The 22,221-nt window shown below is 63.2% G+C and carries 10 protein-coding genes; 7 read left to right on the top strand and 3 right to left on the bottom strand.

What is annotated here, in order from left to right:
* Positions 1–132: 132 nt before the first annotated feature.
* Entirely contained in the window at positions 133–2,751 is a 2,619-nt protein-coding gene (locus tag OKA05_RS14525; protein ID WP_264487886.1) for a glutaminase family protein, read from the top strand.
* Between the two features lie 103 nt (positions 2,752–2,854).
* On the top strand, positions 2,855–3,601 hold the full coding sequence (locus tag OKA05_RS14520) for an NYN domain-containing protein (protein WP_264487885.1): 747 nt from the start codon (positions 2,855–2,857) through the stop codon (positions 3,599–3,601).
* Between the two features lie 238 nt (positions 3,602–3,839).
* On the opposite strand, the gene OKA05_RS14515 is transcribed toward OKA05_RS14520, so the two are convergent.
* The 3 genes from OKA05_RS14515 to OKA05_RS14505 all read right to left on the bottom strand — a co-directional run bounded on the left by OKA05_RS14515 (position 3,840) and on the right by OKA05_RS14505 (position 6,931).
* Positions 3,840–4,181 carry a hypothetical protein gene (locus OKA05_RS14515; RefSeq protein ID WP_264487884.1) on the bottom strand — a complete coding sequence of 114 codons (342 nt, stop codon included), beginning with the start codon at positions 4,179–4,181 and terminating at the stop codon, positions 3,840–3,842.
* A 264-nt stretch (positions 4,182–4,445) separates the two neighbouring features.
* On the bottom strand, positions 4,446–5,558 hold the full coding sequence (locus OKA05_RS14510; protein WP_264487883.1) for a formylglycine-generating enzyme family protein: 1,113 nt from the start codon (positions 5,556–5,558) through the stop codon (positions 4,446–4,448).
* A gap of 71 nt (positions 5,559–5,629) precedes the next feature.
* Positions 5,630–6,931, bottom strand: a complete 1,302-nt coding sequence (locus tag OKA05_RS14505; RefSeq protein WP_264487882.1) for a Gfo/Idh/MocA family protein — start codon at positions 6,929–6,931, stop codon at positions 5,630–5,632.
* Between the two features lie 178 nt (positions 6,932–7,109).
* Between OKA05_RS14505 and OKA05_RS14500 the strand changes: the two genes are divergently transcribed.
* The 5 genes from OKA05_RS14500 to OKA05_RS14480 all read left to right on the top strand — a co-directional run bounded on the left by OKA05_RS14500 (position 7,110) and on the right by OKA05_RS14480 (position 22,116).
* On the top strand, positions 7,110–8,450 hold the full coding sequence (locus OKA05_RS14500; RefSeq protein ID WP_264487881.1) for an MFS transporter: 1,341 nt from the start codon (positions 7,110–7,112) through the stop codon (positions 8,448–8,450).
* Between the two features lie 21 nt (positions 8,451–8,471).
* Entirely contained in the window at positions 8,472–9,740 is a 1,269-nt protein-coding gene (locus OKA05_RS14495; RefSeq protein ID WP_264487880.1) for a Gfo/Idh/MocA family oxidoreductase, read from the top strand.
* 158 nt (positions 9,741–9,898) lie between these two features.
* A complete protein-coding gene (locus tag OKA05_RS14490; RefSeq protein WP_264487879.1) occupies positions 9,899–10,432 on the top strand; it encodes a flavoprotein in 534 nt (177 codons plus the stop codon).
* A 589-nt stretch (positions 10,433–11,021) separates the two neighbouring features.
* A complete protein-coding gene (locus OKA05_RS14485) occupies positions 11,022–16,490 on the top strand; it encodes a beta strand repeat-containing protein (protein WP_264487878.1) in 5,469 nt (1,822 codons plus the stop codon).
* Positions 16,491–17,163: 673 nt separating this feature from the next.
* On the top strand, positions 17,164–22,116 hold the full coding sequence (locus OKA05_RS14480) for a beta strand repeat-containing protein (RefSeq protein WP_264487877.1): 4,953 nt from the start codon (positions 17,164–17,166) through the stop codon (positions 22,114–22,116).
* Positions 22,117–22,221: the final 105 nt, after the last annotated feature.

Here is a 22,221-nt window from a genome sequence, read left to right as displayed (position 1 = left end):
AATTCGTTTGACAGAAAGAACGTGTTTCACGACGTAGAGGGCGACGCTTCTGAAACCCCGCCGGTTTTCCGGCGACGATGCGCCTGAATCGGTCCATGGTGACCGTCTTCTCCCAAACCCGTTTGGATCTCTATGAAACACCAATCCATCCTCAACCCGAAGGCCGCGCTGCTGGCTGCCGGCGCGCTCAGCCTGACGCTGGCGCACGGCCAAGTCCGGCCGAAGCCCGCAGGCGAAAATGACCTCGTCCCGCCCTCGACCCCGCTGGTCGCGTGCGACCCGTACTTCAGCATCTGGTCGCCCGGCGACACGCTCAATGGCGTCGAGACCACCCACTGGACCGGCAAGCAGCAGCAGCTCACCAGCCTGGTGAAGATCGATGGCAAGGCCTATCGCGTGATGGGTGCCACCCCGGCCGCCGCCCCGGCGCTGAAGCAGAAGAGCCTGACCGTGCTGCCGACGCGCACGATCTACACCTTCGAAGGCGCGGGCGTCTCCGTCTCGCTCACCTTCCTGACTCCCGCGTTGCCGGATGACATCTCGCTCCTTTCCCGGCCGGTCACCTACCTCGCGTACGAGTTTGTTTCGACCGATGGCAAGCCGCATGAGGTGTCCGTCTTCTTCGGCGCGTCCGGCGAACTGACCGTCAACACGCCCGACCAGGACGTGACTTGGAACGACGCCAGCGGTGATGGCCTGGCCGTCGTCCGCATGGGCTCGAAGGATCAGCCCGTCCTCCAGAAGGCGGGAGACGACCAGCGCATCGACTGGGGCTACCTCTATCTAGCCGCGCCGGAGGAAAGCACCGCTGGCCGCGCTTTCGGCAAGCCGAACGAACTGGGCATCGCCTTCGCCGGCAATGGCATCGGCTACCGCAAGGGCGACTCGGGTGAAGCCGACCGCGCCGATGGCGTGGGCGCGGGTCTCGAACTCAAGCCCTTCCAGGTTGGCAACGACCCGGTCTCGAAGTGGGCGATGATCGCTTACGACGACATCTACGCGATCCAATACAACCGCAAGAACCTGCGGGCCTACTGGCGCAAGGACGGTTGGGAAGCGAAGGACCTGCTGGCCGCATCCGCGAAGGAGTATTCCGAGCTGCGCGCCCGCTGCGAAACCTTCGATGCCGAAGTGATGGCAGACCTGGAGAAGCTCGGCGGCGTGAAGTACGCCAAGCTCTCCGCGCTCGCCTACCGCCAGTGCTTCGCCGCCGGCAAGTTCGTGGCCGATGACAACGGCCAGCCGCTGCAGTTCTCGAAAGAGAACCACTCGAACGGCTGCATCGCCACCTCGGACGTGTTCTACCCGATGGCCCCGCAGTTCCTGCTGTTCGGCCCGTCGCTGGCGAAGTCGTTCCTTGCGCCCTTCATGGAGTATGCGAAGAGCGACCGCTGGAAATTCCCCTTCGCGCCGCATGACCTCGGCACCTACCCGCATGCCAATGGCCAGGTCTATGGCGGCGGCGAGAAGACCGAGGAAAACCAGATGCCGGTCGAGGAAAGCGGCAACGTCCTGCTCCTGATGGGCGCTGTCTCGCAGATGGAAGGCAATGCCGAATATGCCAGCCTCTACTGGCCGCGCCTCGAGCAATGGGCGGAATACTTGAAGAAGGAAGGCTTCGACCCCGCCAACCAGCTCTGCACCGACGACTTCGCCGGTCACCTGGCGCACAACGTCAACCTGAGCGCCAAGGCGATCTGCGCACTCGGTGCCTTTGCAAAGATGTGCGAGATGCGCGGTGAGAGTGAGAAGGCCGCCAGCTACTCGAAGACTGCAAAGGAATTCGCCCAGCGCTGGATCAAAGAAGCGAAGGACGGGGATCATACCCGCCTCGCCTTCGACCGCCCCGGCACCTGGAGCCAGAAGTACAACTTGGTGTGGGACAAGATCCTCGGCCTGGGCCTGTTCCCGGATGAAGTGCTGCGTAGCGAGATGGACTTCTACAAGAAGAAGCAGAACGTCTACGGCCTGCCGCTCGACAACCGCAAGGAGTACACCAAGCTCGACTGGATCGTCTGGACCGCCTCGCTCACGCAGGATCGCTCCGACTTCGAAGCGCTGGTCGCACCGGCCTTCAAGTTCCTCAACGAAGGCCCGAACCGTTCGCCGATGACCGACTGGTATGAGACCGTCAGCGGCAAGAAGGTCGGCTTCACCGCCCGCCCGGTGGTCGGTGGCGTTTACCTGCCCGCCCTCTATCACAAGGACCTGTGGGCGAAGTATGCGAAGCGCGACGTGACCAAGGCCAAGGGCTGGGCGCCGATGCCCGAGTATATCGCGCCGGTGCTGACCACCATCGTGCCGAACGGTGCCGAGAAGGATGGCGTGGTGTGGAGCTACACGACCGCCCGCCCGGAAGGCGAGTGGTTCGGCACGGGCTTCGATGATTCCAAGTGGCAGAAGGGGGCCGCCGGCTTCGGCGCGGGCAGCCCGCCGAATGCCAAGGTCCGCACCCGCTGGAACAGCTCCGACATCTGGGTCCGCCGCGAGGTGAATATCCCGGGCAACGTGCCGGACAACATCGCACTCAACGTCTATTACGACGAGGATATCGAGGTTTACATCAATGGCGTGCGCGCCGCTGCGGCCGGTGGCTTCGTCACCGATTTCTCGCTGGTGCCGCTGCTGCCGGAAGGCAAGGCCGCGCTGAAGCCCGGCAAGAACCTGATCGCCGTGCATTGCCTCCAGACCACCGGCGGCCAATACCTTGACCTCGGCATCGTCGAGGTGAAGCCGGGCGAGAAGAAGTAAGCGTTTCTTCGGCAACGACGATTCTAACACAAGGCACGGGGTGAATCGCCCCGTGCCTTTTTCGTGCCTTGCCCCAGCGGCCGTTCGCGGCTGGGATGATCGCATGTCTGAAAGCACCTCCGTCGCCAAGCCCCTCGCCGTGCTGATCGATGCGGACAATGCCTCGGCCGCCGTCATCGCCGCGGTGCTCACCGAGGTCGCGACCTATGGCACCGCGAGCGTCAAGCGGATCTACGGCAACTGGACCTCCGAGCAACTCAAGAGCTGGAAGGCACCTCTGCTCGAACATTCCATCCAGCCGATCCAGCAGTTCAGCTACACCACGGGCAAGAACTCCACCGACAGCGCGATGATCATCGACGCCATGGACCTGCTCTACACCGGCCGCTTCTCGGGCTTCTGCCTGGTCACCAGCGACAGCGATTTCACCCGTCTCGCCGCCCGGATTCGCGAACAGGGGCTGATGGTCCTCGGCTTCGGAGAGAAGAAGACGCCCAAGCCATTCGTCGCCGCCTGCGACAAGTTCATCTACACCGAAGTCATCCAAGTCGCCTCCGACACGGCAGGCACCGGTAGCGAGGGGAAGGGGAAAAAGGCGGGAGCCGATCTCCGCAAGGACGACAAGCTGGTGAAGCGCATCCGCATGGCCATCGACTCCGCCACCGGCGAGGAAAGCGAGTGGGCGTCGCTCGGCCTCGTGGGGACCCATCTTTCCAAGCTGATGCCCGACTTCGACTCGCGGAACTACGGCTACGGAAAGCTGAGCGACCTGCTGGAGGCCATCGGCCTGTTCGAGCTATCGCGGAAGGACAAGCACGTGCAGATCCGGGTGAAGCCCAAAGGCCGGTGAGGTGGCGGCATGGCCTGGACCGCGCCCCAGGCAGGCCCTTGCGGAGATAACCGATGAAAGCCGAAGGCCCTCGGACTGCTGCGATTGTTCGCAGCTTTCCGAATGCAGGGTGCGGCGGTTTCTCCAGGCGGACGGAAGCGATCCTGCGTGATCGCTTCACTCCGAGTGAGCGGCGAGCCTCTCCCTTCACTCAAAAGCTGCGAATCATCGCAGCAGTCCAAGGGCGGCTGCGCCGCGGTTATCCCGCGCAGCTCACTCCAGCCGTCCCGGGCCGGTGTTCCATAGCCGGTGCATCTCCTTCACGTCGGGCACCTTCATCGTTGTCCTTGCGGCCGGCCTCCGTGGAAGGGGAGCCGATGGTGAACTCGCCGCCAGGCACGGGCACCAGATCGAAGGTGCCATCGTTCGCGCGCGGAACCTTCTCGGTATATGCCTTCATCTCCGCGGCGACGGCCGGGGAATCGCCCTTCTTGGCAACGAGCGCGTGGATCTGCCCGGTGACGGGAAAGTACTGTGGATTTAGTACTTCGGGCTGCTCGGCTTGGGCCGGCAGCGCGAGAAGAAGGACGAGGTGTCTCACGTGAAGGAAACGAACAAGGGGAGTGATCCTTTTCATCTCCGGGGTTGGTGGAGTCGGCCGAAGAGGCGCGGAGGTCGCGGAGTGGAGAAGGATAACGATCTAACAGGCGTCCCTCTCCTTTCACTCAAAGTTTTCCCAGGCGGACAGAAGCGATACAACATGATCGCTTCACTCCAAGTGAGCGGCGATCCTCACCGTTCACTCAAAAGCTGCGAACAATCGCAGCAGTCCAAGGGCGGCTGCGCCGCGGTCATCGGGCGCGGTTCACTCGGTTGGCCCGGGGCCGGTGTTCCACATGCGATGCATCTCCTTCACGTCCGGCACCTTCATCGGGCGGACGACGCGGAGGCCGATGTACTGGCAGCTCGTGAGGTACCAGAGCGACTTCGGGTTCTGCGGGTCGATCGCCTTCCACGAAGGATCGGACGGCACGCGGGCGGCGGAGCGCAGCGTCTCCGGGCCCCCGTCGAAGTAGTGACCGCCACGGGTCACGTGCGGGTAGCGGTTGACCGCCGGGTGCCACGGGTTCGTCGCGCCGGCTTCCCACTTCGCGTAGGCGTCGGGGAGATAGGCATCCAGGCACCACTCGGAGACATTGCCGTGCATGTCATGGATGCCCCACGGGTTCGGCTTCTTCAGGCCGACCTTCTGGTAGGTGTAGTCGGCATTCGCCATGGACCAGCCGTAGTCACCGAGCTGGGAAGGATCGTCGCCGAAGGAATAGGCGGTGGTGGTGCCGGCGCGGCAGGCGTATTCCCACTCGGCCTCGGTCGGCAGGCGGTAGTAGTGACCGGTCTGGGCGCTGAGCCACTCGCAGAACTTGCTGGCGGCGTGATGGGTCATCGCGATGGCCGGCCAACCCGCACCGTAGCCGTCGCCCATGCTGAAGTGCATCGGCACGTAAGGTGGAGTCGGCTGGCTGACGACGTCCACCAGGGTTTCGCCATCCTTCGCCACCGGCGCTTCCGGGGTCATCAGGTCAGAGTCGCGGTTGAGCGTGCCATCCTTGTTGCGCGCCTTGCCGTTTTCCATGAAGGCACGGTAGATGTCCCAGGTCATCTCGCACTTGCCGATCCAGAAGGGATCAATCGCGAGCTTCACCTGCGGGCCTTCGTTGTCCTTGCGACCGGCTTCCGCGGAAGGAGAGCCGATGGTGAACTCACCGGCGGGCACGGGCACCAGGTCGAAGGTGCCGTCATTCGCGAGCGGCACCTTTTCCGTGTAGGCCTTCATCTCCGCGGCGGCGGCCGGGGAGTCGCCCTTCTTGGCAACGAGCGCGTGGATCTGCTCGGTGACCGGCAAGTACTGCGGGTTTGGTACTTCGGGTTCCTTGGCGTGGACCTGCGAGGCGAGAAGAAGGAGGGCGAGGCGTTTCATCGGAATCGGGAAAAAGATGAGGCGCGGACCGGACGGGGTCCAGCACGCGCCTCGAAGGAGACGGGGTGAAATCAGGCGAGCTTGTACTTTCCGGGCACCGGCACCGGCGCGACCGGGAAGCTGTCGCCCATCTTCAGCGTGTCGGGAGCGAAGTCCTGGGAGGCATTCCACATCTGCTCCCAGGTGATGCGCTGGCCGGTGTGGGCGGCGTCGCGGCCGAGCAGGCCGAGCATGGTGCTATTCGCCATGTACTCACCGGTGTTGATGATCTCGCCCTTGCGGATCGCGGCGAAGAACTCGTTGTGGCAGACCTGATACATGTTCTGCTCCGCGCCGGCCGGGGCGCGATACATCCAGCTGCGCTTGCCATCCGGGCCGAGCACCATCGGTGTGTTCGGCGCGACGGCGGTGCCCTTTTCGCAATAGATGCGGTCCACGGTCTCGGTGTGGCAGCCGAGGTACTGGCGCTCGCCGAGGTGGCAAATCACGCCGCCGGGGTATTCGAAGGCGATGTTGTAGTGGTCGTAAACGTTGCCGGCGTCGGTGCGGTAGGCACGGCCGCCATTGGCGACGGCGGCGATCGGCGCGACGTCATTCATCGCCCAGGCGATCTTGTCCACGGTGTGCACCGCCTGCTCGAGCAGAGGGCCGCCGCTGGTCCATTCGAAATTCGTCCACCAGCGGAGCTGCCATTCCACATCGGCCATCTCGGCGGGTTTGGTCATGCCGGGCTGCAGCGGCTTCGGCGGGCTGCCCATGTAGGTGCCATAGACCGAGTAAACCTTGCCGAGCTCGCCGGAGTTGACCTTGCCGTAAAGTTCGCGGACGCCCGGGGCGAAGCGCCAGCAGTAGCCGTGCTGGATCGAGACGCCCTTCTGCTTGGCGAGCTTGGCGGACTCCATGACCGACTTCACGCCGGCCACGTCCACGGCCATCGGCTTCTCGGCGAAGACGTGCTTACCGGCCTCGATCGCCGCACGCAAGTGCTGCGGGCGGAATCCCGGAGGCGCTCCGAGCAGGACGACGTCCACGCCGCTTTCAATGACCTTTTGGTAGGCATCCAGCCCGCTGAACTGGCGCTCGGCCGGCACATCGAGCTTGGCACCGAAGCTCTTGAGCCCGTTCAAGCTGCTCTTGACCGCCTCGGGGAATGCATCGCCGAGCGCCCAAAGGACCACGTTCGGGTCGGCAGACAATGCCTGCTGGGCGGCACCGGTACCGCGGCCGCCGCAGCCGATCAGACCGATCTTGAGCTTTGCGGTGTTGGCTTGGCCTTGGGCGAGCAGGAGATTCGGGAAGCTGGCGACCACCGCGGTGGCGGCGGAACCGGCGATTACACGGCGGCGGGAAAGGGAAAGAGGTGTGGGGCTCATGGCAGGTGCGGTGACAAACGGGCCGCAAATACGCTGCCGCTGCAAGCCGGGCTTTCAGGATCCGGTGGAAAAATTTCAGGAATGCTCGTTTTTCATGAGAGAACCGGACGATTTGAGCCGAATTGGGGCGTGATCCTGCTTGCCGCCGTGCGGGCGTTTCTCCAAGTCTCGCCCAGTTATGGAAAAAGCCGCCCCGTCCGCCGTGACCACCCGCTTGTCGGTGATGATGTTTTTGCAGTTCTTCCTCTGGGGAGCTTGGTTCGTGACCTTGGGGGCCTGCCTGGACGCCAATGGCCTCGCCTCGATCATCGGCGCGGCGTACGGCAGCGCCCCGATCGCGGCGATCATCGCGCCGCTGTTCCTCGGTCTGGTGGCGGACCGCTTTTTCCCATCCGAGAAGGTGATGGGCGTGCTGCTGCTCATCGGCGGGGCGGCCATGCTTGCGGTGCCCGGGCTCGCGGCGAAGGGGGACGCGGAGATGGTGAAGAACCTCTTCATCCTCCACATGCTTTGCTACATGCCGACGCTGGGACTCGGAAATTCGATCGCGTTCGCCAATATCAGCGACCAGAGCAAATTTCCCGCCCTCCGCGTCTGGGGCACCATCGGCTGGATCGTCGCCGGCCTCATCACCGGCTTCATGGGATGGTCCAAGAGCCTGCACATCTTCACCCTCGCCGGCGGGACTTCCCTCCTGCTCGGCGCGTTCTCCTTCTTTCTTCCCACCACGCCGCCGCCGGCGAAAGGACAGCCGCTCAAGCTGAGCTCCATCTTCATGCTGGATGCCTTCAAGCTGCTCGCGAAGCCCGCCTTCTTCATCTTCATCCTGTGCTCCACGCTGATCTGCATCCCGCTCGCCTACTACTATAGCACGACCTCCATCTTCCTCTCCGACATGGGCTTCCGCCAGCCGGCCTCGTCGATGTCGATCGGACAGATGTCGGAAATCGTGTTCATGCTGCTGATCCCGTTCTTCTTCCGGAAGCTGGGCGTGAAGTGGATGATCCTCATCGGCATGGCCGCCTGGGTGCTGCGCTATGTGCTGTTCGCCTTTGCCGCGCCGGATCAGGTGGTGTGGATGCTGTTCCTCGCCATCGCGCTGCACGGGATTTGCTACGACTTCTTCTTCGTCACCGGCTTCATCTACGCCGACAAGGCCGCGCCGGTCACCGTGCGCAGCCAGGTGCAGTCGATGCTGGTCTTCTTCACCCAGGGCATCGGTATGTATTTCGGCTACAAGATCGCCGATGCGCGGATGAAGGTCGGCGTGGGCGGCCACGCACCGCTGGCCGAAGCGATCCAGGCCGGCTCCACCGGTGAGACTCCCAGCTTCGCGCAGCAGCTCGGACAGATGTTCTCCGTCGGGCTGCCGAAGGTGGATGCCACCCTGCTTTCCACGGCTTCCACCCAGTGGAAGGCCTTCTGGCTGCTGCCTGCGGGCATGGCCGCAGTCATCGCCGTCCTGTTCCTCGTTGCCTTCTGGGACAAGTCCGCGGATGGCGGTGACACGAAGCATTGAACCTTTTCCGACTCCGATCTCATGAACCTGACCCGCCGCCAAACCCTCAAGTCGCTCGCCGCGCTGGCGACCATCCAGATCGTCCCGAGCCGCGTGCTTGGCCTGAATGGCCAGACACCGCCATCGGAAGAGATCACCAAGGCCATCATCGGCTGCGGCGGGATTTCCGCCTCCCACCTGCCGATGCCGGGCAAGCTGCTCGCCCTCTGCGACGTGGACAAGAGCCACCTCGCCCAGCGGATGAATCAGGTCGGCGGCGAGGCCAAGGGCGTGAAGGGCTACCGGGATTTCCGCGAAATCCTTGAGCGCAAGGACATCGACGTGGTGCACGTCGCCACCCCGCCGCATTGGCACGCGCTGATGTCGATCGCTGCGGCGAAGTCCGGCAAGGACGTCTGGTGCGAGAAGCCGATGAGCCGGACAATCGGCGAGGGCATCGCGATGGTGAAGGCGGTGGAGAAGTATGAGCGCGTCTTCCGTCTCAACACCTGGTTCCGCTTCAAGGATAACTTCTACGGCATGGGCGTGCCGGTGAAGCAGATCAAGAAGGCCGCCATGCACGACGTGCTCGGCTGGCCGCTCACCATCACCGTGGGTGCGCATACCGGCTTCGACTGGAAGCTCGGCACCTGGGTCGGCCAGAAAGGCCTGACCGAGCAGCCGGTGCCCGCCGAACTCGACTACGATCTCTGGCTCGGCCCCGCGCCGAAGAAGCCCTACAACCCGAACCGCGTGCACGCGAAATTCCGCGGCTACTGGGACTACGATGGCGGCGGCCTCGGCGACATGGGCCAGCATTACCTCGACCCGGCCCAGTACATCCTCGGCAAGGACACCACCGCGCCGATCTCCGTGGAGATCGATGCCGACCCGCAGGACGCCGACGCCATCGGCACTTGGCGGCGCATCGAGTTCACCTACGCCGACGGTTGCAAGATCATCCTCGATGGCAACAACAGCCTCAAGGACTCCGCCTACATCCAGGGGCCGAAGGGCAAGATCACCAAGGGCTTCCAGACCGACATCCCGGACCTCGAGAAGAAGCTCGCCTCGCTGCCCGACCCCGAGCCGCAGATCACCGACTTCCACGAGAGCGTCCGCACCCGGAAGAAATTTGCCCTCAACGAACGCAACGGCTTCTGGTCCTGCACCATCGTCAACATCGGCGTTACCGCGCACCGCTTGAACAAGAACCTCAAGTTCGATCCGAAGACGCTGAAGTTCGACGACTCCGAGGCGAACAAGCTCATCGAGCAGCCGATGCGCGGGCCTTGGAAGATCGAGGTGTGAGCAGTCAACCGTAGGCGCGTTCGTGAGAACGCGGAAGCCACCTGAACGGCGGGCTGCGAGGGTAGCTTCCGCGGTGTCACCACCGCGCCTACGTAAAGGCAGGGCCCTCGCCCCACATTCGCAGTTGGAAGTTTCCCATCCGGTGCTCCAATCCCGGCATGACCATCGTCCTCGGCATCACCGGCTCGATCGCTGCCTACAAGGCGGCCGACCTCGCGTCGCAGCTTGTGAAGGCCGGCCATGAGGTCCACGCGGTCATGACCCGGGTGGCCACCGAGTTCATCACGCCGCTGACCTTGCAGGTGCTCACCCGCCACCCCGTGCTGGTGACGCTGGAAGATGAAAAGCAGAGCTGGAAGCCCGGGCACATCGAGCTCGCCGACTCCGCCGGCCTGTTCCTCGTCGCGCCCGCCAGTGCCGACGTCATCGGGAACTTTGCCAATGGCCTCGCGCCCGATCCGCTGTCGTCGATCTACCTCGCGTTGCCGCGCACCACGCCGGTGGTCATCGCGCCGGCGATGAACGGCAAGATGTGGCAGCACCCGGCCGTCCAACGCAACGTCACCCGCCTCAGGGAAGACGGCTGTCGCTTCATCGGCCCGGCGGAAGGAGACCTCGCCTGCGGCTATCAGGGCGTCGGTCGCATGGCTCCCGTCGACGAGATCCTGGCGGCCGTGCTGCCGTCCGTTTGAGGAATTGTTAGAGGAGCTGCGGGCGCTTGGACGTGCGAGCGGAGCGGACCGCTGGGGGGGGGTGTCATTTCGAAAAGCGGGCGCTTCGCTAAGCTCTCGTTTCGGTATGAATGCGACGCTTTGATCTACGCAATCATCCCCATTTTGCCGATTCCAAAAAAATCAATTGATCGGTTTTTGATAAAAACACGGCGGAATGGGTTAAGTTTAACCTTCTATTTTGCAGTGACTTGTGACACATTGAGAAGCATCTTTGAAATGGCAGTGTCGCAATTCCACACAAACGAAACCGTTGAATACAAGATTCTTCGAAGGGACGATTTAGACTGCGGCAAGGTTCGATAACCGGTTCTCCAACATTCAACGTCCAAACCCGAAGGGCGGTTGGGAAACGGAATCGGATCCGACAACCCAAATCCATCGAAACCCGAAACCCGCAGACCCGGTGAGGCACTTTTAAGCCTCGTCGACCCTTTTTGGAAGGCGTCCCGAAGACCGCCCTTTCGCCGGCACCACTGTGCCCGCGGCAGGCCTGTTAGGGGGACTTCATGCCTCTCCTCAAGGCGGGGTTACGTACTTAACCAACCCAATGAAACCCCAATTGCCGCATTCCCGCCGCAACCTCATCGAGACCGCCTTCGGTTTAGGTTGCTTCCTGGCTTCCTCGCTATCTTCCGCCCACGCGGCCCTCACGTCCCCGGTCTATTGGGACGGAGCCGGCGGCGGATGGAATGCCGTCGCGAACTGGTCCTCTGCTGCCGGAGCGACCACGCCCGATCCCGCCGTGGTTCCCGGCGCGTCGGATGATGCCGTCTTCAACATCGACCCGATCGATGGAGCCACCGTCGTCGCGTTGAATGCCGCCCAATCGGCGAAGTCGGTCGTGTTTTTCAACACCGGGACCACGGCGCTCGAGGGCGGCGGTGTGAACCAAATCCTCACGCTTGGGGCGGGTGGCATTGATCTCGATCCGGCCGCGGGAGCGGTGACGATCGGTTCCGCCACCGCCGGGCAAAACGTGGCGATCACGCTGGCTGCCAGCCAGAGCTGGATCAACCCCACGGCGAACACGCTGACGGTCGCCAATGGTGTCACGGGCGCGGCCAGCGGCATCCAGACCCTGACGGTTGCCGGCTCCGGCAACACCACCGTCAATGGCACGGTCAATGACGGTGCCGCCAGCACGCTGCATCTCACCAAGACCGGCGCCGGCTACCTTCGCCTCGCGGGCGGAAATACCGACATCCTCGGCACGCTGGATATCCAAGGCGGCACGGTTGGCAGCACGGGAGACTTCCTCGCCACCGGCCTGACCGGCACCGGCACCTTTGAAAACGGCACCAATGCCGACAAGTGGTCGTTCTGGAACATCGCCGGCACCCAGACCTTCGACGGCATCGTCCGCAATGGCGGGGGCACCGGCCTGCTTGGCTTTGTAAAACGCGGGACCGGAACGCTGACCCTGACGAACAACGCCAGCAACGTCACCTCCAACGTGCAGGTCGAGGGCGGACGGCTGGTGCTCAACAATACCGGCACCTTCGGCTCGATGGCGCAGGGCGGTGCCGTTCGCACCGGCCATACCGCGGTGGTGGGTTCGGTGGCGGGTCAAAACGGCATCCTGGAGATCAACGGTGCCACTGTGAATTACAACAACCGCGCGGGCAACGCCACCCAGGACGAAGTCTACCGCGCCACGCTTTCGGTCGGCACCAATGGCACGAGCGCCGGCACGGTGAAGATGACCTCCGGATCGCTCACCCTGCGCCGCCAGCTCGGCCTTGGAATGGTCAATACCGGCTACGGGGCCTGCTCGATCAGCGGCGGCACCGTGAACGTCGGCGGCTTCCTCGCGCTCGGCCTTGCCACGGCTCGCGGTGTCTTCAACCAGAACGGCGGCACCTATTCCATGACCGGCCCGGTCACCAATGGAGCGGGTGCCAACAGCATCGGGCTGATGAATCTCTCCGGCTCCGCCATCTACAACCAGAGCGCCGCGGGTGACAATGGCATCTGGCTTGGCGAGAATGGCCTCGGCATCCTCAACGTCTCGGGCAGTGCAGCCCTAAACTTCGCCGCGACGAACAATGGCCTGCGCTTCGGCGTCGCGGCCGCCGGCGTCGGTATCGCGAATCTCCGCGGCGGCACCGTGACCACCCCGGCCGTGTATCGCAGTGCCGGCTCCGGCACGCTCAACTTCCACGGGGGCACCCTCGCAGCGAACAAGGTCAATGCGACCTTCCTCACCGGCCTGACCGGTGCCTACGTTTACAGTGGAGGCGGCACCATCGACAATGGCGGTCACGCCATCACCATCAGCCAGCCATTGCTCGCCCCGGTCGGCAATGGCGTGAGCGCCACCGGCCTGACGGTCGGCGGTGCGGGGTTCATCGATACCCCGGTCGTCACCATCACCGGTGGTGGCGGCTCCGGTGCTACCGCGGTCGCGAATGTCGATGCCAGCGGCACCCTCACGGGCATCACCGTCACCAACCCCGGTATCAACTACACCACGGCGCCGACCTTCGCACTCGCAGGCGGCGGCGTCGGGAATACTGGCTCGATCACCGGGACCGCCTCACTGGTGGCAAATACCAGCGGTGGCCTGACCTTCACCGGCACCGGTACCACCACCTTGGGCGGGGCCGACACCTTCAGCGGACCCATGGCGGTGAATGGCGGCAAGCTCGGCCTGGGCGGAAACCATGCCGCCAATGCGGTGTCGGTGGCCGCGACGGCCGGACTGGTCGTCGCGGATCCCGCGGCGGCCGTCGGCACGCTCACGGTTTCCTCACTCACCCTTGCCAGCGGTGCCACTCTGACCTTCGAAACCGGCGGCGGCACCAGCAGCGACAAGATTGTCACGGGGTCCTGCACCCGCGGTGCCGCCCTTGGCTTCACGCTTTACGACACGGGTACGACCAATGCCGCCACGCTGGGCAGCTACACGCTCGTCCAAAGCACCAGTGCCTTGGCGCCCGGAATCACTGGCCTCTCGGTGACCAACCCACGGGTCGGCTACACTTATACCTTCAACAACACCGGCAACGCGATCACCGTAGATGTGACTTCCTCGGATTCCGATGGTGATGGGATGTCCGACGCCTATGAACAGGCCAATGGTCTGGATTGGACACTTCCCGATGGAGCTACCGGGGTCAACGGCGCCACCGGCAACCTCGACGGGGACTTCACCAACAACTACGACGAATTCCTGGCCGGCACCTCGGCGAACAATGCCGCCTCCGACCCGGCCAACACCGACAACGACGGGCTTCGCGACAGTTGGGAAGTCACCCATTTCGGGGGCATCGCTGCCCAGACCGGCAGCGATGACTACGACGGCGACTTCGATTCGAACCTGTTCGAATTCACCTCCGTCACCCTGCCGGCGAATGCGGGCAGCTTCAGCGACACGGACACCGACGGCATGGCGGATGGCTGGGAGATTCTCTACTTCACCACCATCACCGCGAAGGACGGCACGGTCGATTCGGACAGCGATCTCTTCACCGACCTCCAGGAATACGAGTATGGGTCGAATCCGACGGACTCGTCGTATTCGCAAGCGTTCTCGAAGGCCCTCCACCGCTGGAGCTTCACCGGTAACCTCAATGACTCGGTCGGCACCAGCCACGCCGCGATTCAGAACGGCACCACCAGCAATACCAACGTGGTGACCCAGGACGCCACCAGCGTGACGCTGGCCGGCGGGGTGAAGGCGGATTCCCAGTGGGTCAAGCTCGGGGCCAACCTGCTACCCGCGCGGAACACCCCCGTGACCATCGAGCTGTGGGCGACGATGAACGCGCCCCAGAGCTGGTCGCGGATCTTCGACTTCCACAGCGGCACCACGGAGAACCTCTTCATGAGCTGGAGCCAGGCGGCGACCCCATTGACCGACCGGGTCGAATGGCGCGACGGCGCGCTGGCCTCGACGAACAACACCAACAACTACGCCGTCGGAACCAAGTATCACATCGTCATGACCATCGAGCCCGCGCCAGTCGCCGGCAGTTCCGTGGTGAAGTGGTATTCGGCCCCGGCCTATGATGGCGAGTCGTATCTGGAGATGGGACCGGCTCGCGGAACGGTCACGGTCGCGAACAGCCTCGCGCTGTTCAGTGATCCGATCGCCGCGCTCGGCCTGTCGACCTTTGGCGACAATACCGCCAGCGCGACTTACGACGAAGTCCGCATCTGGGACGGAGCCCTTGCCGACTGGGCTGTCCAGGGCCTCTATCAACAGGGGCCGGACAATGCCGCCCAGCTCGACACCGACAATGACAAGCTGCCCGATGCCTTCGAGCAGTACTACTTCCAAAGCCTGGAATTCGATCCCGGCGATGATCCGGACAACGACTCGAGCGACAACCTCGAAGAACTCATCGCGCTCAGCGATCCCAACGACTCGCAGTCGAGCCCGAATGACTCCGATGCCGACGGCCTGCCCGACGCGTGGGAGGAGGAGTACTTCACCGACCTCGATGAAACCTCCACCGGCGATCCGGACGGCGATTACGCGACCAATGAAGAGGAACTCGCCGCAGGCACCAGCCCGGTGTCCTACGTCCTGTTCCCTGACGACGACAATGACGGCATGTCGGACGGCTGGGAGGAAAACTTCATCGGCGACCTGACCGACAATGGCACCGGCGACACGGATGGCGACGGCTTCAGCTCGCTGGCCGAGTTCACGGCCAAAACCGCTCCGGACAATCCGATGGTACCCGGCAATCCGGATGGCGACGGCGACAACGACGGCCTGCCTGACCGCTGGGAAACGACCTGGTTCAGCACGACCACCCTGCTGACCCAGAACGGCACCGGCGACTCCGACTCCGACGGCTTCAACGACCTGGCCGAATATGAGGCCACCTCGGATCCGACCGACATCGACTCGACGCCCCAGGACATCAATGGCGATGGCACGGCCGACCAGCATGTCTTCCACGGCATGACGGCCACCGGCAGCGGTCCGCAGGACAAGGACGGCCAAGCCACCCCATTCACCAGCCGCCTCGCTGGCACGGGAGCCTCGATCCCGACCGTCGATCCGAACCTCGATCTGGACACCACCGCCGGCACGCTGGCGCTCACCAGCTCGTCCTCGGACATCAACGGGCAAGTGAACATGGCGCAACTGGAGGCGCTCGGTCTTCCGCTGTCATCGCTTGGCTTTACCGGGAACCAGGACTTCCGGGTCCGGGCGCACTACGTGAATCAGCCGGTCATCGGCGGTTACGACCAGATCGGCGCCTGGGTGGGCACCAGCAGCACTTCCATGACCCGCGCTGCGGTGGTCTTCGGAAACTACGTGGGCCTGGGGACCAACACCAACGGGGCCAATGACGCCAATGGCTTCTTCGGAGTGACCAACAGCGGCGGTATGGCCGCCCGCGACCTGACTGTCGTGATCGAGCGCATCGGTGGCGTGTGGTCGATGAGCTGCAATGGCACCCCTTGCACGCCCACCGCCCAGCCCGCCTTCCTCGACGGGCTCGCCACGCTCCAAGCGGGCATCTACGTCCTCGACCAGAACGCCCACAAGACCGCCACGCTCGAAAGCTTCACCGCAGTCAGCTTCGGCTCGGGCTCCGGCGATGGTGACAGCGACGGCATGGACGACGCGTGGGAAACCGCGAAACTGGGCGGCCAATCGCGCGATGGCACCGGCGACCTCGACAACGATGGCACGCTCGATCTGCTCGAGTTCGCCTTCAATGGCGATCCGAACAACGGTAGTTCCCGCGGTTCGATCACCAGCGCCCTCGCCGATACCAATGGCAATAGCCAGAAGGAGCTGACGCTTACCGTGGCCGTCCGGAATGGTGCGAGCTTCGCTGGGCAGCCGGATGGCAGCCAGCTCGCCGTGGTGGGGGGGGTGACTTACACGATTCGCGGTTCGCTCAATCTGACGAGCTTCACCAGCGGGGTGACTCACGTCTTGATGACGGCGTCCGGGGATCCGGCTTACGAACTCCACACCTTCCGGCTCAATGCTTCGGAAGGTCTGGGGGGGAGGGGCTTCCTCCAAGCCGTAGCGACCCACCCGTAAGGGCCCTCGTATCCACTCAGCCGCGTCCGCCACTTTTGGCGGGCGCGGCTTTCTTTTTGCCCGTGCTCTTCGGCCTCGGCTTTGAGCGCGGTTTTCCGAGCAAGCGGATCCGACGCGAATCTCCGTGGATTCGTCCGCATGGTTGGCGGCGGTCAGAAGCTCTTCGTTTCGTGCGAAACGGCCCGTCTGTATGACAACCATCGAAAACGGGAAAGGTGGCGTAAAAATACAATCTAGTAACTACCTGATGGTCCCCGAAAACCCGTTTGGCGCTCGAACAGGCAAATGTGGACTTATTCAAAAACACGCTTATCTTTTGAAGCCCTCTTCACGAATCGAAGAACTCGGGATCCGCGAACCTGGGTCCATAAAACCGGCTGGAAAGGCCGGATTATAGTCGTAACTCACGAATAGTAAATGAATTGTTAGGATTTATTTGCGATTGGGCTTGGATGCCAAAGAATTTTGTTTCAATAGAAAACGGATTTGGTATTCCAAATTTACCTGAATGAGCGAAGCAACGCTCGTTCCGGAAGAACCCAAGACCCAAGAACCCAAACCGACGATCCATGGACCTTTCCAAGGAAGTCAACTCGCGTTGGCCGATCAAACGGTAAACCCATACACATGGGATAGGCGTGTACATATCTGCAACCCTCTCTTCTCTAACCCAATGAAAAACCCGACCCCAACCCCGATCACCCGTGTCTCATTGGCAGCCACGGCTTGTTACAACGCCCGCTGGTTCGCCGGCCTCCTCGCTGGCAGCACCGTACTTGGCAGCTCCATCAGCCAGGCTGCCGTCAACAGCGAGTGGATAGGAGGCGATCCCGCCGGCCCTACCAACTGGAACATCGACGCGAACTGGACTCTCGGGGTCCCGGTCAGAACCGGCGTTGACCCGACCAACGAGAACGCGCTGATCAACATCGTTGCGGGGCCGGTTCTAACCCTCGCCAACGGAGCGCCTCCGTCTGCCATCCTGGCGATTCCCACGGATATCATTATCGGTTCCGGTAGCCTCAAGAACGGACGTCTGGACCACATTTCCGGTGATGCTTCGACCGGCTCTGGCAACTTCCTGTATGCCGGATTGGGTGCCGGTACCGGCGTTTACAACCTCGCGGACACCGGTGTCGTGGTAGGCCCCGGCCTCAACAACACGGGGTATGGCCCGGGGACTGGTAATATGAACGTCCAAGGCCAGTTCCGGATCGGCGATGGAGCCGGCAGCAATGGCACGGCCAACATCAATACCTCCGGCACGCTGACGGTAGCATCCGGTATCCAAGTCGCCACCAACAGCGCGACGGGCAGGGTCAATATCGACGCTGGGACGATCAACGCCACCGCCGGATGGTGCGAAATCGGCAACGGTGGCGGTTGCAATGGCAAGCTGTTCATGTCCGGTGGCACTCTGACCAAAGCGGGCGCGAATGACAGCTCGGGCTTCATCATTGGTGCCAACGGTGCCACTGGCGAGGCAACCATCGGCGGCAACGCCATCATCAACGTCACGGTCGGAGGCAATGACAACGGCGCCTTCCGCGTCGGCAACAACGGCGGTTCGAAAGGCACGCTGAATCTCTCCGGCACCGCCTCGATCACCGTCAACAACCAGTTCTACGTCGGAAACAACACCGGTACCGGTGTCGGTGCCGGGGGCACCCTCAACATGACCGGTGGCTCGATCAATGTGAACAACTGGACTGCCATCGGCCGCTCCGGCGGCACCGGCACCGTCAACATGAGCGGTGGCACCTGGACCAAGACCGGTGGCGGCACCCAGTTCATTGTGGGTTCAAGCGGTCCCGCCACCATGAACATGACGGGCGGTCTCGTGGATATCCAAGGCGGATTCACGTGGGTCGGGGAAGGAAGTGGCGCGAGCCCCGCGGTACTGACGATCTCCGGTGCCACCACCTATCCCGCTGGCCCGGAATACCGCAGCCCCTACATCTCGGTCGGACCGGAAAGCCCGAATGCCACGCTCAATCTGGATGGCGGCACCGTGCGGACCCACCGTTTCGGCGGCAAACGCAACGAAAACGACGGGGCGAATTCCGGCAACGGCACGATTAAATTCAATGGCTCCCGGATCATCGCCACGGCGAACGATGCCGCGTTCATCAATGACGTGAACACCGTGCAGATCAATGCGGGCGGCATGTTGATCGACACCAATAATTTCACGCTGAGCACCGGCCACACCATTGGCGGCACCGGCGGCGGCGTCACCAAGCTGGGTGCTGGCAGCCTCACTCTATCGGGCACCACCACCTTCAACGGCAACAATACCGTGAATGCCGGCACGCTGGCCTTCACCGGCACCAACGCGCTGCCCGGCACCAACACCGTGAATGCCGGCAAGCTGGCAGTCACAACCGCGGCCACCGGCAGCGGCAACTACGTGGTGGCGAACGGCGGCACCTTGGGAATCACCCAAACCGGTCCTGCCGTTTCGCTTGTGGCAACCAACACCACCTTGGGCACCTCGGCCGCGACCACGCTGGACATCGACCTTGGAAACCACGCGGGCTTGCCTACCGCCCCGGTGCTTGCGACGACCGGTCTCACAGTCGGGGGTCCGGTCTCCATCAATCTTGTCGATACGGCTCCCGTCGTGGGATCTGTTCCCTTGATCTCCTACGTGGGACCGAAAGGCGGCAGTGGAAGTTTCAATACCGTTCTGGGCAGCGTGCCCGTCGGTGTCATCGCCACCGTGGTGGACAACGGGACGAACCTCGTCTCCCTCGACGTCACCCGCGTGAACTCTCCCTACTGGAAGGGAGAAGGAAACGGCGTCTGGCTCTCGGAGGCCGATGCGGTCACCCCGGATGGTGACTGGTTCGAAGACTACACCGAAGTGACCAAGAACTTCCAGAACGGTGACCCGGCGCTCTTCGACGACCGTGTGGTCGGCACGTCGGAGGTGCTGCTGAACAGCACCGTCCTGCCCGGCGGAAGCGGGGTGAGATTCGACAACGCCAACACCTATGGCTTGTCGGGCTCGGGCAAGATCTCGGGTAGCACGACCTTGACCAAGACCAACTCGGGCACCGTGGTGATCGCCACGGAAAACGACTACACCGGCACGACCACCTTGAGCGGCGGATCGGTGTCAGTGGCCAAGCTCGCCAGCTCCGCCAGTCCGACGGCGCCGCTGGGCAAGGGCAGTCTGGTTCTCGCCGGTGGCACGCTTGACTACACCGGCGCCGGACAAGTCACTGACCAGGGCTTCTCCATCACCGGCACCGGCGGCATTGCCTTGGCGGCCGACGTGGAATTCCAAGGCGCGATCACCAGCACCGGCGGCAAGCTGGTCAAATCCGGGGTAGGAAACCTGACCTTGTCCTTCAACGGCGCGAACGTGATCGGAGGTGGCGGCCAAGATTCCGAAATTCAGGAAGGGGATCTGATCCTGACCGGTGGCGGAGCCCAGACCGTTTCGATTCCGGGGAGCCTCTACGTGTCCACCGTGTTCAATGGGCTGGCTGACCTCTCGCTGTCGAATACGGCGGTCACCATCGGCAACTTCATCGCCATCGGTCGTGGCAACGGCGACGACGGGGTGAGCAACCTGACGGTCACGAACTCGACGTTGAACGTGGGCGGCTTCAGTACCGGCTTTGCCAACGGGAATACCAACAACCTGAGCGAGCAGTTCGTCACGGTGAACAACTCCACGATCACTTCCGGCGGAGTTACCTATCTGGGCGAAAGCCAAGGTTCCACCACCACGATGACGATGAGCAACAACTCGCAATACAATGCGGGTGGAGTGTTCATCCTGGGACGTCTCGGCAGCACGAGCACCGGGAACCTGACATTGAGCGATTCGAGCAAAGTCATCAAGACCGCGGGGGCCGGATCCCACGTCGCGATCGGCGGTGAAGGCGCAGGCACACTCACCATGAATGGCACCTCGCAGTTCACCACTCCCGGCGGCGATTTCAATGTCGGCGACGTCGGCTCCGCCGTAGGTCTGCTCGACATCAACGCCGACGCCACGGTGACCCTGGCTAGCAATGTGTTCATCGGCAAGAACTCGTCGAAGGGCACCATCGACATGAGCGGAACCTCCAACATGTCGACCACCGGCTTTACCCAAGTCAGTGGTGGCGGGGCTACTTCCGAAGGAACGCTCACGGTCGCAGGAAGTGCGGAGTATCTCTCCACCAACCAATTTCTGGTCGGATTCGGAGCGGCATCGAAGGGCTTCGTGACCGTGGATGGCTCCGGCAAAATCCAGGTGAACTCGTTTGTCTCCGTTGGCTTCAACGGGACCGGCACCATGACGGTCAAGGGCGACGGCTCCTTCGCCAACAACGATGACTTCTCGGTCAATGAGAACGGGGATGCTCCCGTCACCGTGACCGTGCAGGACACCGGCTCGCTGACGGTGGGAGGAAACCTCTACGTCGGGCGGAATGGCGGCCGGGTGGGCACCCTCACGGTTTCGGGAACCGGCGGAGAAGTGAATCAGACCAATGCCGCCGCTGCCTTCAACGTGGGGCAGTCGGGCAACGGTACCCTGAATATCCAAGGAAGTGCCACGGTCACTGCGGCCAGTAACAATGGCGTGGTCCTCGGTCAGATTGGCGACGGAACCGGCACGGTGAATCTGGACGGAGGCACGCTCACGGCGAAGCGGATCTTCGGCAACGCCGGCAACAGCACCTTCAACTTCAACGGCGGCCTGCTCAGGGCGGCCACGGGTGCCACCCCAGCCTTCATGAGCGGGGTGGACAACTCCTTCGTGAAGGCGGGTGGCGCGCTTATCGACAGCAACGGCGAAGCCGTCACCATCTCGGTGCCATTGCTGACGGACCCCGTCTCGACGGGCGGAGGCCTGACCAAGTCGGGCGCGGGGACCTTGGTGCTGAGCGGTGCCAACACCTACACGGGCACCACGACCGTCACCGCGGGCACGCTCTCCCTGAGCACCGCCACCTTGGCCAATACGAGCGTCGTGGATGTATCTGCCACCGGCAGCGCGATCCTAAACCTGAATTTCGCGGGCAGCGATGTCGTCGCCGGATTCAGCATCGACGGCGTTCCTCAGGCAACCGGCACCTGGGGTGCGCCTGGCTCGGGAGCAACCAACGTGACCGCACGCATCACCGGCACCGGTATCCTGAATGTCGGTGGGGTCGATTCCTTCGCGGATTGGATCGACGACTTCGCAGTCGGCGGCTTGACCGGCAAGACCGATGACTTCGACAAGGATGGCCTGACCAACCTTGAAGAGTTCGCGCTGGATGGCAACCCGTCCACGGGTGCTTCCACCGGCAAGGTCCGCTCACGGATCGAACTCGTGGGTGCCGAGCAAGCGCTCGTCATCACCCTGCCGGTGCGTGTCGGAGCCACCTTCGACAACACCCCGGGTCCCGGGGCTGACGCCACGGTGGTCGCGGACGATGTGGTCTACCTGATCCGGGGCTCGAATGACCTGTTGAGCTACAACCAGATCGTCACCGAGATCCCCGTCAGTGCCGCCAATCCGACCATGCCGGCGCTCAGCGATCCGAGCAAGTGGGAGTACCGCACCTTCCGTCTGAGCGGTGTGGTCCCGGCGCGAGGCCCGAGGGGCTTCCTCGACATCGAGATCCAGGATGCTCCCTGAGCTCGTGATTGACTAAATCCCAAGCCCCGGTCGCTTCGAGCGGCCGGGGCTTCTTTCGGCCCTGACGGCATGACCCATCCGTCGCTTGAGCGCAGTCGCGCGATT

The sequence above is a fragment of the Luteolibacter arcticus genome (genome assembly GCF_025950235.1).
GTDB lineage: Bacteria > Verrucomicrobiota > Verrucomicrobiia > Verrucomicrobiales > Akkermansiaceae > Haloferula > Haloferula arctica.
Note: the sequence above shows the minus strand (reverse complement) of the source record. Positions and strands in the feature narration are given on the sequence as shown.